The organism is Anabaena sp. FACHB-83 (genome assembly GCF_014697485.1).
In the GTDB taxonomy this organism is placed as follows: Bacteria; Cyanobacteriota; Cyanobacteriia; order Cyanobacteriales; family Nostocaceae; genus Nostoc_B.
In genome coordinates, this window is record NZ_JACJRY010000002.1 from 60742 (window position 1) to 78759 (window position 18018).

Here is an 18018-nt window from a genome sequence, read left to right on the forward strand (position 1 = left end):
TAAAATTACTTCACATATCCGGTTTCGCGCAGAAACTTGCGTAAATCGGCAAAATATTGAGTGCGATCGCTTTTTGTATAAGCTTGTCGGACTCGTTTCCAACCATCTTCTCCTTGACCCAGCAAATATTTATCAGCCAAATACGCAGCTAAAAATCCTCTACCGTCATCACCTTGCTGGCGAATCTCGGTGTAAGTTTTCCATAACTCAGAAGCGTGACTGTAAATTAACTTGGGATAGCGACGAGTCACATCAACCATTTTGCCTTGGCGATATTGCCAAATTTGCAACGGATAAGCAGAAGCAGCATAAGCTGTAAAAGAGTATGCAAAGCGATCGTCTCGACTCTCAAGTTCGATAATGCCATCTTTATCAAAATCCTGAAACCGATACGCCCCATTACCCCAGTCTTGGCGAATTTGAGTATACTTTTGAGATTTTTTGTCGTAGCGGTAAATCAACGAATAAGTACAACAATGTGCGCCACCTGTAAAGAAATCGGCAATTACCTCTGGTTCTTTGTCACCGTCTAAATCTAGTATGGGTAACTTCTCTTCTTTCTCATATATCCCGCCAACAGGACGATCATATTCACTTTCTTGGGGCAGTTTTTGATCTAAAACCACTTTACCTGCGCGGCTAATTTGCAAACGCACATTTTTATATTGATATTCCTCTGGTTTCTCATAAGAGATTTCTGCACGCACATTACCTGATTCCCCAACAATAGTTGCAGCACTACTAGGCTGGGTGACTACAGCAATTTGACTTAAAACAGCTAAACCGATCAAAGATGGACTCAGCACAGCGCGAAAATTCTTCAGCATAAGTGTTGTATATAGCTTGTTCAACTTTATACAACACTACAAAAATCATCAATATCGGAAAATTGCCGCTACTTGTAACTGACTTGGCATTTTTTCTGGTTCCATCGCATAAACCCTACCACCGTTAATAATCGTATGAATCGCAGCAAAATCTAACAAATCTTGATCATCTGCGTCTGGTTCTGGGTGGATATCTAAATTCATCGTTTCTGGGTCAAACTTACCCCAAATTTGTTGTCCTACAGGAACAAACAAAGAATCAACTCTTTGGTAATAAGCCGCAGCCAAAATTTCCTTGAGATCACTAGAAGCTGTACCCGTTCCTTCCCCCAACAGTTGTTGAAAAAGCTCCATTGCTTGCTGTTCCGACTCATAAAATAGCGGCTCGACAATTTCCCACGCATCCGCGTGTAATTCCTCAACTTGGAAAAGCTCTGGTCTGCGGGTGATACCTTGTTCTAGTAAATTGTGATAACTGTTAGCTTGGCGATAAATGGGATGCAGATAATCTACTCCCGCCAAAATTAGTGGTGCTGTTTCTTCTCGGAGTTTTTCGTGCAGTTCTGCATCGACTAGATGAAAGTATTGCAGGATACCTTCTTGGTGTTGATCTCGGTCTGGGCTTCCTTGGCCGTGGAATGCACCTGGTTGGGAACGGGAGAAAGGATTTGAGCTGCTACCTTTTTTTGTAGCGATGCGAAACTGACCTTCTTTAGAGGTTTCGTCGTATAACAGAGCTTCATCAAGACTTTTGGGCAGATTTTCGATTTCTACCTCCTGCAAGCCAGAGCGCGTACCTGCAAAAAATTTCAAATCTTGTTGGCTTAAAGCCAGAACATAGAATTTACCATCATGATTAATTAAAGGTAGTAATGGCTTGATATGGAAGCGATCGCTCACAACTACCAATTCTGGAAACTCCGTTGGTAACTGATAATAACGAAATACTCCTGGTGCAATCAAAATCGCTAAACCTTGGTCTTGATTTTCCCAAAATTCCCCTGTATCCAGTTCCATTGCTGGCTGAAGCAACTCATTAGCCTCGCCTTCGTTCATTTCCATTGCTTCTAAACGGCTTTGTGCTTCCCGGATGAGATTTTTAAAGCGAATTGGATTTTGTCGAATCTCTGGCCCGGCTTTTTGCATCGGCATATATAGAGAAATACAGGGCTTATGAGTATGTTCAGTTAAAATTTTTAGCTCATCAATAGATAATAGTGCCATATTATAAAACTCCTATCCACAGAAATCTAAATTGCATCATCTAGATTTATTTCAGAACTAGACACTAAAAATTTCATCTTTCTTTTGATAAAAAATACCTCCAAACCCACCATTCTTGAGAGAGATATAGCAGTCCTAAATCGTTCGTGAACAAAAAGATCCCCGACTTCTTTGAGAAGTCGGGGATCTAAAAAAAATACGCCATTTTCTGACGTATTAATTAAAATTGTTATGTAAATATTTGAACTAAAGTTTCTGCTTATCCAACATTCGGTGTATCAGTATTAGCTGAATTTGAGTTAACTACCATTCTTTGTGGTGTTTGATTCACAAAACCCAAACTCACTCGTTTCATCAGCCAGTGCAACCCCAGCAGAATCACAAATGTAATAGTGATAATCACTAAAGGCTGTTTACCCACAAGTTCTTCTACACCTTTAGTTAATAAAGCATCCGGTTGGGTAATAAAATCCCAACTGTTGAAACGCAGAAATCTTCCCCAATAAATCCCGATAGCACAAAGAGCATGAGTAATTAACTCAACTCTAAAAATCCAGTGACTTTTGCCAATGCGGTGTAAATAGTATCCCAAATTAATTAAAGAGATGACGTAAGCTTCAAACCCGGCAAAAATTACCAAAAAATAAACGGGAATTAGTACTAAAGTAATCATCCACACTGATTGAATTGTCCGAATATCGTCGATCAGGTGAATAATATCGGTTAATAAATAAGGCGCATTTGGCAAGAAAGCATAAAATACGATAAATCCCAACCACCAAACCCAAGAACGTCCCTTGTGAGTACGGAACAACCAAACACTTAAAGCCAAAGGTATGAAAGCCAGAAACAGGTTCCACGTCATCCAATTCATGTTGATTCGCAAGACCTGTAAAACCCTGACTATCAATTCAATCAATTCCTGTTTCATAAATGCTCGCTTGCCAGATGTGTGATTGATGTAGTTTTGTTGTATAGCATTAACTACTGTGGTTGACTGATCAGTTGGGTAGAAATAAGCGGGGTAATTTTTTGTATGTTCTTTGTCAGGTTGTGAAAATCTGACAGTGGATAGATAAACTTACCATCCCTGATTAATGGCTTGGGTGCTGTTTATCCAGGTTGACCCATATCAGAGTTCACACTTTTTGTACCAGTATAACCAGAAAATTATTAAGGGCATATTTAGCAGAAATCTGGAAGTATGAGCCGCAAAACTGCCGCTCAAACTCCCAGTATAGTTTTTGCTCTAGGAGGTCGTATTTTTGTAGTCGTGGTTTAGATACAATCTCCCCTGAGCCAATTCCCGAAAAATGGAAAACTTAATATTTACAGAACTTACGCAAAAAATTATCTGTTCAGAATGGGTGTAAGGGTCTGAGGGTATAGGGGTATACGGGTTTTGAACACCCCTACCTCAAACCCTTGATTTCTCAAGTCCTAATTTAGAGCGGTAGTCGCAGAGGTTAGGACATTTTGCTTTTACCTCCTGCCTCCTGGTCACTGAGCGCAGTCGAAGTGTGCCTTCTGCCTTCTGCTCCCCTACCATACCAGCAACTAACGCACTAAAACGCGACTGCGGGGGCCAATTGCTTGTTTAGTTGCAGTTACTTGGGGGCGACAATTCGTAGAATCATCGTGACAAATCTTAGGGGCGACAGGAGAAACTTCTAAACTGACAGGATTAGCTGTGGGAGAAGAACCACTGCTGAATTCCATATTGGAGTCAGTGGAAGGCGATGGACTAGATTGACCAGATGTCCCACCAAGATTAGATGTTATGGGAGTCGTGGCGATCGCACCACTATCTACTGATACAGAAATTGGTGTACTGGGTGTAGACATTGAAGGGTTATTGACGCTGGGTGGAGTGGGAGTTGTGGGAGTCGTCCCACCACCAGAATTAATCAGGGTAGCGTCAGCCGGTACGGTAATTGTCAACCTCACCAAAGGAGTATTTTTCATTTCGTAAGGTGTTGGATCTGGCTTAGTACCGGGAATATCAGACTTATAATCAAAGACTGTGGGACTTTCGCCACCATTGCGATCGCTATATCTTGGCCCTTGGCCGTTTAACTGAAAAGTACCTTGATATTGTTTACCTGTTTGGGGGTCGGTGACAATCCCCGTATAGAAAGCTTTGGCAAACCCAAATTCATCTTGTATGACACCTTGAAAGGAAACATTGGGGATTTTGCCTTGATAAGTAAAGGGTGTCAATTGACCACCAGACAGCGCCGGCGAAGTCAAAACCCCATTAAAAGAAATCACCGGAATGCCTTTAAAATCCACAAAGTAATGTAAACTGCCATCTGTGCGAGTTTCAACTTTGACATAATCTGACTTATAAACTGGCACGTAATTAGGATTGCTTTGAGAACCGATATTACGTTGATACACACCTTGAGAGTCCGTATCAATGCGAGTCACCCTACTATTAAAGTTAGGGTTGAAACTCGGTAGTTCCAAGGTTCCTGAAATTCTACCAGTGCTTTGAATGGTAATTTGAGCAGAAGCACCGCCACCAGTCAACCCAAGCAAAACTGCGGCTAAACTACCACTACCTACAACTGCACAGCTAATCTTTTTTGCTGATGAATTGAATTGCATGAAAAATTTGCTCCTTATTTCCTGATCAAAAACAACACGCATTAGGCTTCTACTGCGTGATCAAAAAGTCGAAATATAAATTTGGATATGTGGGAAGATTGCTGACAGTCAAAGGTAGTAAGACAACACAGCAGGGGGTTTCGCCCCTTGTGATTACATTTACATGGTTACGGAATTAAAACCGGAAAGCTGCTCTTAATGCGCCCACTATCAAAGTGTCGTTAGCAGCATTATGATCAGGATTAAAAACAACTAATAAGCCCGGTGTGAGGGAAAGACGGTCATTGAGTTGGGCGCGATAAAAAAGTTCTACATGCAGTGATGTATCGCTACGTCCCCCTGGCGTTCCCCCATTTGAAAAGTTGGGAAAATTGTAGCCATCGGGTAAGTTACTAGCAGTAATTTTGGGTGGTTGTCCCACTAAAATACCACCGAGATTTCCCGCTTTACCTAAATTTGGTAAGGCTGCAAATACCATCCAATTAGTAGTTTCTACACTACCAGAGAGGTTAGCTGGTTTTGAAGTAGAAAAACCACCCCAACCGCCCAACTGTAAATTATCATTTAAACGCCATGCCACAGTTGCACCAACCGCATGGGTATTAAAAGCTGTAGTGGGTGCAAATGGCGAAATTAATTGCGCGTCACCAATGCCAGTACCGAGTAAATCATTGGGGGAGTGGGAATATATGTAATGTACGCCGACATCTAGATTGTCGGTGGGTGCGAGAGTGAGTTGTGCGCCTGCGCTATATCTACCACCAAATAAGCCAGCTAAATTGGCATTTCCGGGAAAACTGGGGATTTCGGAACTGTACACGCCTTGAAGACTGATGCGATCGCTAATTTCCCAGTCAAAACCTATACCACCAGTCCCATTCCCAATATTTAAAATCGGATTTCGCTGACCAAATTGTGAAATTGCCCCATCTCCAGAACCTTCTAACGGGTTAATTCCACGAAAAGTTGTAGCAGCATTCACCCCAGTCGAACCCACCACAACTCCTAAATTATCTGCCAGTAAAAATCGATAAGATAAATCATTAATAACTACTCTATTTTCAGTATTCGACTCAAAACTCAAGCGCCCCATATTATGAGAAATTAACGAGGCATTAGAACCTAAATTTCCTGCCGATAGCCCTGTAATTAATAAATCTTTTCCGGTGAATGATGTTGCTAAAGTTAACTGGACACTATTTGTAAAAGTTAGATTAGTTTTACCTTGCCGTTCTGGCACACCATCTCTAGGAAACAAATCCACATTAGTTGTATTTGTGCCTTGAATACTAAAAATAGCTTGACCAAATAATCGAGTTGTAGTAGAAAACTGATGAGCTTTTAATTCAATATTTTTATTTTCTAAAACATCAACACGTTGCGCTATTTCCTGTAACTCTTTTTGAAATTCACTTTGTAATCTTTGGATTTGGTCTAAGTCTGCTTGACTAATAGTATTACTTTGAGTTTTAGCAATTAATTCTTGAATTTGATTCAGACAAATATTTAAACTATGAGCAAATTCATAACGATTGACAGCACTATTACCCAAATACTTGCTGTTGCTATTTCCTGCAATACAGCCATAACGCTCAACTAAAGACTGTAAAGCACTAAAAGCCCAGTCATTTGGTTGGACATCATCTAATTGCGATACCGATGTTACTTGAGACATCTGATCATCTGATTCAGCAGTGTCAGAAAACTCTGGTGCTGCGGGAGATTCTGGAGAAATTGGGAGTTGAACTGCTGGTGAAATTTCTGGTGGAGTTTCTACTGGAATTTGCGAATCTTGGGAACTAGTATTTTGAGGGATTTTATTCAGTAGATTTTGATACTGCTGATTTACAGGCGCAGTCATAGCCTCGGAAGTACTATCCGGCGGCATAAATTCCGGTGGAGTAATTTCCGCAGGTGGAGAAATTTCTGATAAATTCTCGGTTTTTAGCTGCTGTATTTCTGTGTCTGACTGAACTACAGGCGGTTCTGGTAAATTGTTGGGTGGAGATGTTTGCCCGGCTGTCAATACGCCTAGCATCAGTAGACTTAGGTCGCTCATGGTATATCTGTTGACTAACACCAATATTTCTTTTGACAAAGTTTTTTGGTGTTCTTCAGGATATTTCTGTATAAAAAGTTATAAAAAGTCTGAAATATCAAAAGAGGGAGGGGGAATTGAGGAAATATTTTCCCCCTTGCTCCCCGCTCCCTGCTCCTTGTCCTCTTCTCTCTGTTCCCTCTTATTCCGACTGGCTACAGTATTTATTCAGATCATTCATTAAAGTATCTGATTCTTTACCAGCAGTTTTAGCAACTGCGCTTAAAGCGGTATCAATGTCAGTTCTGGCTTTTTTGATTTTTTCTCTACCAGTTGGTGAAGCTTCGGCTGTTTTCGCAGCAGCCAAAGCTTTAGCAGCCTTAGCAATACCATTACTAAGGTTATCAAATACCTTTTGAAAACGACTTTGATATTCTTTGAGTTTGGGATCTGCCAATTTTAATTCTTCTAAAGATGTATTAATCGCTTCTAAATCTTTAGATAGTTGTAAGCTAGTAACTGCTTGCTTACCTTTATTTTGATCAATAAGAGCATTTCCTTCGTTCACGACTTGAATTAGTCGCTGACATTGGGAGGTTTTATTTTCACAACCAGTAACTAATAAAGCGAGACTAAGACTCACACTAGTAATAAAACTATACTTACGCCACACAGAGATTCATACCCCACCAGCTGTAAAATCCAGACAATCGTAACTAATAATTTCCTCAATTGTGGGAAGTGTTGCGTTAATTTCCGTAAAAAAACTGTGATAATTAATGCCAGTTCTATAGGCGATTTTTACTGGGGATAACAATCATAGCAAAATAAGGTACTTCCGCCGGATTAACTTCATCTAGGGGGACGATTCTTTGCTGTGTCATGGTTGCCCGTTCAATATATAGTGCGCGTGATGCCAGTCCTAATTGATGTAAGATATTGCGTACTTTGGTAAAGTGGCGGCCTAGTTTCATAATTGCGGCGGCATCGGTGGCTAGTAGTTGGGTGATGAGTTCTTCGGCTGGGAGTGGGGCTGGTAAAACTGTCAGAATATCGTTGTAGTAGGTGAAGGGTACGCCTAAAGCCACGGGACAAGCCATAAGAGAGGAAACGCCAGGAACAACTTCTGTATGGTAATGCTCAGATAAGCGTGTGTATACATACATAAATGAACCGTAGAAAAACGGATCGCCTTCACACAGCACGACAACATCACGTCCAGCCGCGAGGTGTTGGGCTATTGGTTCAACTTCTTGGTCGTAAATGGCTTTGGCTTTTTCTGGTTCTAGGGCGCGGGGGAGGTGGAAGGGGACTTCGATTTGGTTGCCTGTTAAATATTGGGAAACGATCGCCCGCGCTATACTTTCTTTATCGGTGGCTGATTGATAGGCAATTACAGGTGCAGTCTGCAATAACCGCAGTGCTTTAATCGTCAACAGTTCGGGGTCGCCAGGGCCGACACCAACTCCATACAAACGGCCTTTGGTTGTCATGATTATTCTTCCTCCGTTGCCAAGGCGTTAACTGCGGCGGCGGCGATCGCACTGCCACCTCTCCGACCATATAATGTCATAAATGGTACATTCCGGCTATCTGCTGCTAAGGCGGCTTTTGATTCGGCTGCACCAACAAATCCCACAGGGAAACCCAAAATCACGGCAGGTTTCGGCGCTCCTTCATCCAGCATTTCGAGTAACCTAAATAATGCGGTGGGTGCATTACCAATGGCTATAACTGAATTTTCTAGATGCGATCGCCATAATTCTAAAGCGGCGGCTGACCTTGTATTACCAAGTTTTTGGGCGAGTTCTGGGACTTCGGGATAATTCAGGGTGCAGATAACTTCGTTATTGGCTGGTAGTCGCCGCCGCGTAACTCCTTCCGCCACCATCCGACAATCGCATAAAATTGGTGCGCCAGCTTTGAGGGCGGCGCGTGCTGATTGTACTGCTGTGGGTGAATATCCCAAGTCAGTTACAATATCCGTCATTCCACAGGCATGAATTAGACGTACAGCTACTTTTGCTACATCTGGTGGCAGGGCATCTAAGTTAGCTTCTGACCGAATGATCGAAAAAGAATTACGGTAAATTTCGTTAGCGTTGCGGATATAGTCGGACATTTTCAATTAACAACCACAGATGAGCGCAGATGAACACAGATGTTGGAAATCTTAAATAACTGTTTTAGTTGGGTAGTCTCGTATCGATTGACAAATTCTGTAAAAGATTCGTCATGGTGCAGGCGGTGATTTTTATACACTGTGAGCATTTGTTCTATCCGTGCAGGTAATTCTATAAAACTCACATCTTGATAGATTTTCTGACCGAATTGTTCGAGACTATCACGATCGCCGACATAAATGTGATAACTTTCTATGTTGCGATCGCTCACACCCAGTAAAGTGATGTCACCTGTGTGAGGTTGGGCGCAAGATTTTGCACAGCCGCTAAAGTGAATGTTAATCGGGCGATTTAGCTGAACACGATTTTTGAGATAATCGGCTAATGCTAAAGCATGACTTTTAGTATCGGTAGCCGAAGCCGCACAACCGCGTTTACCAGAACAAGCAACTAATGTACTTTGAATATTAGTGACGGTGAAATCTAAGCCTAAGTCAGTTAGGTGATTTTGAACATCAATCACACACTCCTGGGGAATATCAGTGATGAGTAAATTTTGCCAAGGTGTGAGTCTGAGGGTTCCACTACCATATTTTGCTGCTAAATTGCCCAAACGCCGCAACTGCTGACTTGTTAACCGACCAAGGGGTAAGACGACACCAATATAAAACAAATTTTCTTGGCGTTGGGGATGAATCCCAATATGCCAGAAACCTGCTTCCTTTATTGTTGGGGAAGGTTGAGAACGCTGCAAAGTAAAACTTAAACGCTGTTCAACTTGCTGAAGATAATTTTCCCATCCCAAACTGTTGATAACTGCTTGTAACCGTGGCTTGCGCCTAAGTTGAATATCAGTATGCTTTAAATAAACATCTGCTAAAGCTGCCAAAACAGACAAACATTGTTCAGGTAACAATATAATTCCTGTATTGATGGGTGGTTGGCTTTTGATGAAACTTAGATATAAGCGGAAGTAAACTTGAGTGTCGATTAACTCAGCCCTCAACAGGATATCATTGAGGCGATCGCTTACCGAAACTTTCCCACCGCCATCAAAGCAAACGCTAAACTTAGCTGAGAGTGCTGATAGTTCCGAATGTGCTGCTAAATAAGCATCCCAGCTTTGAATTAAAGGGCGAGTATCGATTAATTCTTCTGGGTCGATACCTGCTGTTGGGCTAGTCATAATATTACGGATGTGGTCTATAGCCGAATTGTGAGACCCTATACCCAAATTTTGCAGGTGTTGTAAAACTTCGCTGCTGATACCCTGGCTAATTTCTCTGATTTGCAGGTTGGCGCGATTTGTGACATCCACATAACCACCACCTTGCATATCTGCGATCTGTGCGATCGCCTGACATTGTTTACTATTAAGTATCCCTCCTGGTATTCTCAGGCGAGATAAAATTCCATCTTGAGCAGATGTAGCGTAGAATAACCCCGGACAGGCTGTAAATCCCGAAACCAACGTCTCAACTCCTTCTCTGTGCAACGCAGAGAGTAGATCATCATGTCTTATAGACACACCCGGAGTTGGCATTCTGACTTGGGATTTCCCTTCACAGCTGCGGCACAGTCCCGGAATTTCACCGGAGTTTCCCAACTCCAAGTCTTAGTAATTTACCATGAGAGCGTCTTCGCCATGCTCTATGCTTCACATTTTTTTCATCAATAGACTGCACGAATGTTATAAAACACAAATTTTAAGCCTCACGCAAAGGCGCAAAGACGCAAAGATTTACGGAAAATTCACTTGGTTATTAGGCATACTCTGATTTATACAAGATGTCTATTATTTATATACTTTCCCCATAAAAGAGCATTTAGATAAAAACTAGCGAAACTTAATAAAACATATATAATATTCTGATTCAATATTTGATATAAATAATCAAATATCTACCTGACAACATCTTTTATCCATCATTTTAAATGATAGCCTATTCGCAAGATTGTCTCTTATTTACTTTTTACACTCTTTTTATGTTGAGTGAATTATTTTTACCCTGAATTCTTACCCTTTTGCCTTACCTTTAATTTTAGCTAATTGTCGTTTGGCAAATCTTTTATCAGTTAAATTTTGAACAAATGGAATCATATATTCCACAATTTCCCAGTGTTCATTCATAACAGCAATTCTTATTGCACTATCATCAAGGTCATAATGAGTAGCAATTTTATCAATATTAGCTCCAAACTCAATTAATACTTTAATAACGTCAAGATTGCCAACTTGCGCTGCAATCATCAGAGGTGTACCCCTTTCCCATAATCCATCAACATTTGCTCCTAGTTCTAGAAACATCCTGACAATCTCAGCTTCACCTTCTTCACAGGCGTGATGTAATCCACTTAATAGAATATATTCATCGTCTACTTTGCCTCCCAAATGATGAATCAAAAGTTGGAGCATTTTAGGTTGATTCAAAAATGTTGTAAAAATGATCGCACGTAAAATAAATTCTTTTTTTGAGTTCCGATCATCGTTTGGAGACTGGAGCAGTATTTCTATAAGTTCTTGGTTCCCGATTTCAATAGCCTTTTCAAGAGGACACAGAAATTTACATAAAGATTCATCCCACTCTTGAAAAGCCCAATGATTTAAATGAAAAGTCTTGGCGGTTAAACTATTAATTGTATCAATATCACCTTTAACAACAGCATCATATAGTTCTCGACTATTGTTTTTATTTTGTTGCATAGTTTGGCATTACAACTTGATATGATAAATAAGATTAGGGGAAATGTTTGGTATACATATTAATAATAATAAATAACGAATTATTATAATGATTCTCATTCTATTGAGGTACAATAGCGATCGCTTTAGTATTGGTGTGTTAGGCGCAGATTGTGAGTAATTCATCACAATCTGCGCCTAACACACCCGACGATAATTTGCCTATTCTCCTAAATAAATGCCTAAACCGCGAGCAGTTTGAACCAAAGTATCTTCTGGGTTGACGGCTTTGTACTGTGCGATCGCTTCTTCGATTGGTACGGTGATCACTTGGCGATTTTGCCAAGCAACCATGTAATCATATTTACCTTCCTCAATTAGATTAACTGCGGCTACACCAAAAGCCGAGGCGACTAATCGGTCTAGGGGTGAGGCTGTACCACCGCGTTGGATGTGTCCTAAGACAGTGACTCTTGTTTCTGCACCGATGCGATCGCTAATTTGGTCGGCTAGATATTCCCCAATTCCCCCATATCGTGATTGACCCAGGCGATTAGTTAAGGTGCGAGTTTCCCCTTCTTGAGTCCGCACAGCTTCGGAGACAATCACTAAACAATAGTTTTTGCCGTCTTCTTGACGGTTTTTAATGTGATAACAAATATCATCCATACTGTAGAGGATTTCGGGAATTAAAATCACATCTGCACCCCCAGCAATTCCCGCAGCTAAAGCGATGTGTCCCGCATCACGACCCATGACTTCTAAGATCATGACTCGACTATGGGAAGCGGCGGTGAAATGTAATTTATCCAGTGCTTCGGTTGCAATATTAACGGCTGTATCAAAGCCAATGGCGTGTTCAGTAATACCGATATCATTATCAATGGTTTTCGGGATACCGACTAAGTTAATTCCGCCTTGTTGTGCTAAACGACGCAGAATTGCTAAACTACCATCCCCGCCAATGCCAATCAACGCATCTAAATCTAATTGATGATAGCCTGCAATAATTTCTGATGAGCGATCGCAAAAACTACCATCAGCCATCGGAAAAGCAAAAGGATCACCTTTATTAGTAGTGCCTAACATTGTGCCACCAGAAGTTAATAACGGATCAACTTGCTCGATTTCTAATTTAGTAACTTGTGGTGGTCTTGCCATTAATCCTAGAGTTGCTTGTCGAATACCTAAGACTTCCCAACCTTTACCATTAGCACAATGAACAACTGCTCGGATGACTGCATTCAAACCAGAGCAATCTCCGCCACTAGTTAGAATGCCTATACGCTTACTTTTACCCATATTTTTGAACACTGCAAACGTGAAATAATTTCACTCACTACCAGAGTTAGCTAACACTTGAAAAATCTGATTAAATGCTATGAATTTGGTTAATTTCAGCCCAAAATCACACCATCAAACTGATAACAGCAAAGTTATACTGTTATCTGACTATAAGCTCAATCTCAAAGTATAGTTTTGATTATTTCATTACTTTCAAAGTCTAGAATGATTTGTGTATGCACTATTTTCTCTAAACAAAAATTCATTCTTTGTTGTATTTTATAATTTAATTTTGCTAATTTTAACTATTGTCAACTGAGGTCTTAATACTTGATCTTGTATAATATCTAGGAGCCAGAATATTGTCCAGGACTTACTTACGTAAGTATCACAATTGGTGGTTGGTGCGTGACACTATCAATCTGATAACTACGTTCACATCTTCTAGTTGCGTCACACACCCTACAGAAAAAATATGCCAATTGCGTAAGTTTTATGGCAAAAAAGCGCGTATAATATTTTACTTTGTCTCTAAATAAGTCCTGTCTACTATGAAAGTACCTACGGCTTCACCCTCTGATTTTGCCAATGGTATTGTGATTTTCCTGTATTATCTTGCAGTTTTATTTATAAATAAAATCAAAGTCCTATAGTTTTTATTTGTAGAGTCTGATACTATATCTTTCAGTGCTGTTCGATGAACTATAGACGTTCTTGTATATATAGAAACGACAAAAACAGTATTTAAGTACTATTTTTGCAGATAACTAAATAACTGAAGAGGTATGAATTAGCGATTTAACTTCATGCCTGATCTGATGTGCGGTGACTTGTTATGTGTCGCCATACCAAATTACGTTCATCAATAGGTGTAAAGCCTGAACTCTCTAGCCTTCAGTCGAGAAGCAGCACAAGGAAATTCTAGGCTCAAATAACACAAATTGTTGCAAACTTGAAGTGGGTAAGGCGAATGTGGATGGCAGCAATATGTCTCCACTAAATTTAATTTTTCACTGTACAAAAAAATTGTGGTGAAAATAATCCGAAATTCTACAATTTGTATGTGAATTTAGTGACATTGCAACAGAAATGGGATGCACGCCTTATGCCAAAATATAGCGTTAATGAAGTTTTAGAAATTATCAAAAATCTGACAGTTGAAGAAAAATTAGAATTACAACAGTCTCTACCTAGCGTGTTAGGAAATATGCTGACTGCGGCTAAACCAGTGGAGTCTCATTCTCAGAATATTGAGGGGATTAATATTGGGAATGGTAACTCTGGTATTGCCTTTAATCAACTGCAAGCAGACCGGGGAAGTAATATCAGTCAAAGTCAGACTGAGGTAAAAATTCAGAATGCTGAGATACAAGAAGCACTGAAATTACTAGAGAAATTAAAACAGGATATTAATACAAATAATACTTTGAATTCGATTGAAAAGAAAACTTTAGAAGTGCCACTACAAACAATTGAAGGAGAATTGAAGAAACCAAAGCCAGATAAAAATTTAGTAGAACAAGGTATAGAAGCCTTGAAAAAAGGTTTAGTAGGAGTTGCGGAACTAGCTGATCCTGTGATGAAACTAGCTCCTTTAGTTGCTAGAGTGTGGGTTGGTATATGAGCAACCAATCGACTAATAATCAGTATGAAACGAAGCAAAATATTAGTAATGTTTCAATCGGTGACAGCAATGTTGTCACCTTTAATCAAACTCAGATTTTGCAAGTTTCTGTGGCTGAGATTAAAACCCGTGAATTTAGAGCGACTTCACCCTATAAAGGCTTAAAGAAATTTGAGCCAGAAGATAAAGACATTTTTTTTGGTCGTGACCAGTTTCTCACAGGTATAGTCAATCAATTACAACAAACCAATTTAATTTTGCTTTTAGGCGCATCTGGGAGTGGTAAATCATCAGTAGTGCGTGCTGGTTTAATTCCCTGGTTATCACAAAAATGGGGAACAAAATTGGTCAAACTGACTTTTACGCCAGATATTGATCCCTTTGAATCTTTCTATGCAAGTTTGCTGAGTAAATATAAGCAATCAGCAGTCCAGATGGCGCGAGAGGCTGAAACTGACACCTTAACAGAAGTAGTCAATAGGCTCAAGCAGCCTGATGATTACTGGTTTATTTTAATTGACCAGTTTGAAGAATTATTTACTACAACTCAGCCAGAAAAGCGGAATAAGTTTATCTCTAGCTTAGTGCAGTTAAGTAAAATTAACGTTTCTAATGTCAAAATTGTAGCAACTATGCGGGCTGATTTTCTTGACAGATTCAGCCCTTATCCCGCCTTAGTAAAAGCTACAGATAACCATCGTCCTATAATTGCAGAGATGCAACAAGATGAGTTGCGTTTGGCAATTGAACAACCTGCGGCTCATCATGGGGTAGTGTTTGAAACGGGCTTGGTAGAGGAAATCATTAAAGATGTTCAAGGACAAGCTGGATATCTACCTTTATTGCAGTACACTCTCAATCTCTTGTGGGAGACGGAAGTTAAAACTGGTAGTATTAATGACCGGACTTTAAATTTGAATACTTACCGGATGTTAGGTGGGGTGAGAGGTGCGCTGCAAGAACATATAGATAAAATCTATGGTGCGTTTTCTCAACCAGAACAATTAGCAACTCAGAAAATTTTCCTCAAATTGGTAGATATTGGTGGAGATTCAGAATCAAGTAGCGATTGGAAGCCAGTTCGCAGACGGGCTAATCGTTTTGAGTTTAGCGAGGAACTAGAGCAAAGTGTATTGAGGAAGTTGATCGATGAAAATCTATTGGTAAGCAATGCGCCTCAAGAAACCCTACACGATCGCCTGACAACAGCGCCAGTATCTACAGTAGAAATTGCCCATGAAATCTTGTTAACATCTTGGACAACACTCAACACCTGGATTGAGGAAAATCGTCAGGCGATCGCACTTTTTAACCGACTTAATGATGATGTTGCACATTGGCAGACTTTGAAGAATGACGATGAACTGTGGAGTGGATCAAAGTTAGCAAAAGTTGTAGAACTGCGACAAAACCCAGCTTTGAACCCAGCATTGGGTAAATTTAGTGAAAAAACTGCCGAGTTTATTGATGCTAGTGTCAAAAGACGCGATCGTCAACGCCGCCGCAACATGATCGGACTCTTGTCTTTTTCTACTGTGGTGTCATTATTCGCAATTTTTGCCGGGATTCAGTATTTTAGAGCCGAAATCGGACAAATTAATGCCTTGGCTCTAGCTTCCAAAGGGCTTTCAGCTCCTGATAAAGCTGAGTTTGATGCTCTATTAAGTGGTTTAGATGCTGCCAAACGCTATCAATCGCTGTCGCTGATTTTAAGCAACACTAATCCACAATTGCAAACAGAAATAAAAGACAATTTAAGTGAAGCAGTCTACTGGTCAAGAGAACGCAACCGTCTGCAAGGACATCAAAGTATTGTTCAAAGTGTGAGTTTTAGCCCCGATGGCCAAATGATTGCCACCGCCAGCTACGATAACACAATCAAGCTATGGCAAGCAGACGGTAAACTGATCAAAACTCTAGAGGGGCATACCCAACCAGTCAGGAGTGTGAGTTTTAGCCCCAAGGGGGATATGCTGGCTTCAGCCAGCCACGATGGCACAGTCAAACTGTGGGATCGCAATGGTAATCTACTCAGGACGATTAATGCTCATAAAAGCTGGTTGTTAAGTGTAAAATTCAGCCCGGATGGTAAGACTATTGCTGCTGGGAGCAATGATTATACAGCCAAACTATGGCGTATTGACGGTACAAAAATTAATCCCATTAATCCCCTCAATGGACATAGCTCATGGGTGATGCAGGTGCTTTTTCATCCCAAAACCAATCAGATTGTTACTACTAGTGGTGACAACACTATCAAACTTTGGACACAAAATGGCAAACTACTGCAAACCCTGACTGGACATACTGACACTGTGATGAGTGCAGCTTTCAGCCCAGATGAAAAAATGTTAGCAACTGCCAGCCTAGATAAAACAGTTAAACTTTGGAGTTCCGATGGGAAACTAATCAAAAGCCTTTCCCATCCAGAACAACTATATAGTGTTAGTTTCAGTAAAGATGGACAGATTGCCTCTGGTAGTGTTGACGGAAATGTCAGGCTGTGGACGCAAGATGGCAAACTATTAGATACATGGGCAGCTCATGATGGCGCAATTCCTAGCTTGACCTTTAGCCCTGATGGACAAACTCTCGCCACAACTGGTAACGATAACATTACCAAGCTCTGGCAAGTCCATCGCCGGTGGCTGACTGTTCTGAATGGACATCAAGATGCGGCGATTACTGTCAATTTTCACCCTAATGGGAAGCAAGTAGTCAGTGCTGGTATTGGCAATTTTCTATACTTCTGGAGTCTAAAGGGTAATTTACTCTCTACCGCCAACACAAACCAACGCAGTGTGTATGGTATTAGTTTCAGCCGAGATGGTGAGAAAATCGCCTCTGCTGGTGATGACAATACTATCCGACTCTGGGATGCCAACGGGAAAGCATTAAGAATATTACGAGGTCATAAGGATAGCGTTAATAATGTCAGTTTCAGCCGAGATGGTGAGAAAATCGCCTCTGCTAGTGATGATCAAACAGCTAAACTTTGGAGAATAGAAGGTCAAGAACTGACAACTCTTAAAGGCCACAAGGGTAGAGTTTTAGGTGTCAGCTTTAGCCCTAATGGCACAATCATCGCTACTAGCAGTGATGATCAGACAGTGAAACTGTGGGGAGTTGATGGTAAAGAACTGAGAACTTTAAAGGGACACACAGACCGCGTTTGGAATGTCAAATTTAGCCCCGATGGAAAAACCATCGCCTCTGCTAGTGCGGACGGGACAATCAAAATGTGGAGTTTAGAGGGAGAACTGATCAAAACCCTAAAGGGACATACGGCGGCGGTTCTTTATATTAGCTTCAGTCCCGATGGAAAAGCGATAGCTTCTGCTAGTAGTGACAAAACTATCAAACTTTGGCAACTAGATGGAACTTTAATCACAACTTTGAGGGGACATCAGTCGGAAGTCAACGCTGTGAATTTCAGTCCCGATGGACAATTTTTAGCCTCTGCTGGAAAAGACAAATTGGTATTGCTTTGGAATGTATCTGATTTAAGTTTGCAGAGGTTGTTGAAACAAGGATGTCAACAGATACATGATTACCTCAAAACTCACCCAGAAGTTTCACAAAAATTCTGTAATTAAACTCAATTT

At 40.7% G+C, this 18018-nt stretch carries 13 protein-coding genes and 1 riboswitch; of the genes, 2 read left to right on the forward strand and 11 right to left on the reverse strand.

The genetic code is table 11. The features are described 5' to 3' along the window. Positions 1-5: 5 nt before the first annotated feature. From H6G79_RS02460 to H6G79_RS02510, 11 genes are all read right to left on the reverse strand, one after another. Positions 6-827, reverse strand: a complete 822-nt coding sequence (locus H6G79_RS02460) for a hypothetical protein (protein WP_190591833.1) — start codon at positions 825-827, stop codon at positions 6-8. A 48-nt stretch (positions 828-875) separates the two neighbouring features. Continuing rightward, entirely contained in the window at positions 876-2051 is a 1176-nt protein-coding gene (locus tag H6G79_RS02465) for a hypothetical protein (RefSeq protein ID WP_190591834.1), read from the reverse strand. A gap of 259 nt (positions 2052-2310) precedes the next feature. Next, the gene (locus H6G79_RS02470) at positions 2311-2982 is read right to left on the reverse strand and encodes a DUF1361 domain-containing protein (RefSeq protein ID WP_190591835.1); all 672 of its coding nucleotides are present in this window, start codon (positions 2980-2982) and stop codon (positions 2311-2313) included. 626 nt (positions 2983-3608) lie between these two features. Then, positions 3609-4661 carry a hypothetical protein gene (locus H6G79_RS02475; protein ID WP_190591836.1) on the reverse strand — a complete coding sequence of 351 codons (1053 nt, stop codon included), beginning with the start codon at positions 4659-4661 and terminating at the stop codon, positions 3609-3611. Between the two features lie 175 nt (positions 4662-4836). Then, positions 4837-6720 (reverse strand): iron uptake porin, encoded by a 1884-nt coding sequence (locus H6G79_RS02480; RefSeq protein ID WP_190591837.1) that lies wholly within the window; start codon positions 6718-6720, stop codon positions 4837-4839. Between the two features lie 181 nt (positions 6721-6901). After that, positions 6902-7378 carry a hypothetical protein gene (locus H6G79_RS02485; RefSeq protein ID WP_190591883.1) on the reverse strand — a complete coding sequence of 159 codons (477 nt, stop codon included), beginning with the start codon at positions 7376-7378 and terminating at the stop codon, positions 6902-6904. Between the two features lie 109 nt (positions 7379-7487). Beyond that, positions 7488-8192 carry a precorrin-2 C(20)-methyltransferase gene (locus H6G79_RS02490; RefSeq protein WP_190591838.1) on the reverse strand — a complete coding sequence of 235 codons (705 nt, stop codon included), beginning with the start codon at positions 8190-8192 and terminating at the stop codon, positions 7488-7490. Positions 8193-8194: 2 nt separating this feature from the next. Beyond that, positions 8195-8821 carry a precorrin-8X methylmutase gene (locus H6G79_RS02495; RefSeq protein ID WP_190591839.1) on the reverse strand — a complete coding sequence of 209 codons (627 nt, stop codon included), beginning with the start codon at positions 8819-8821 and terminating at the stop codon, positions 8195-8197. A gap of 2 nt (positions 8822-8823) precedes the next feature. Then, positions 8824-10350, reverse strand: a complete 1527-nt coding sequence (cobG, locus tag H6G79_RS02500; protein ID WP_313933872.1) for a precorrin-3B synthase — start codon at positions 10348-10350, stop codon at positions 8824-8826. Beyond that, positions 10339-10468: riboswitch (cobalamin riboswitch) on the reverse strand. It overlaps the preceding gene by 12 nt. A 371-nt stretch (positions 10469-10839) precedes the next feature. Further along, positions 10840-11526, reverse strand: a complete 687-nt coding sequence (locus H6G79_RS02505) for an ankyrin repeat domain-containing protein (RefSeq protein ID WP_190591841.1) — start codon at positions 11524-11526, stop codon at positions 10840-10842. Positions 11527-11727: 201 nt separating this feature from the next. Beyond that, on the reverse strand, positions 11728-12807 hold the full coding sequence (locus H6G79_RS02510; RefSeq protein WP_190591842.1) for an ATP-dependent 6-phosphofructokinase: 1080 nt from the start codon (positions 12805-12807) through the stop codon (positions 11728-11730). A gap of 1045 nt (positions 12808-13852) precedes the next feature. Here H6G79_RS02510 and H6G79_RS02515 point away from each other — a divergent pair. Then, positions 13853-14413, forward strand: a complete 561-nt coding sequence (locus tag H6G79_RS02515) for a hypothetical protein (RefSeq protein WP_313933873.1) — start codon at positions 13853-13855, stop codon at positions 14411-14413. Further along, positions 14410-18009, forward strand: coding sequence for a WD40 repeat domain-containing protein (locus H6G79_RS02520; protein ID WP_190591843.1), 3600 nt, complete (start codon positions 14410-14412; stop codon positions 18007-18009). Before H6G79_RS02515 ends, H6G79_RS02520 begins: the two co-directional genes overlap by 4 nt. Positions 18010-18018 lie beyond the last annotated feature (9 nt).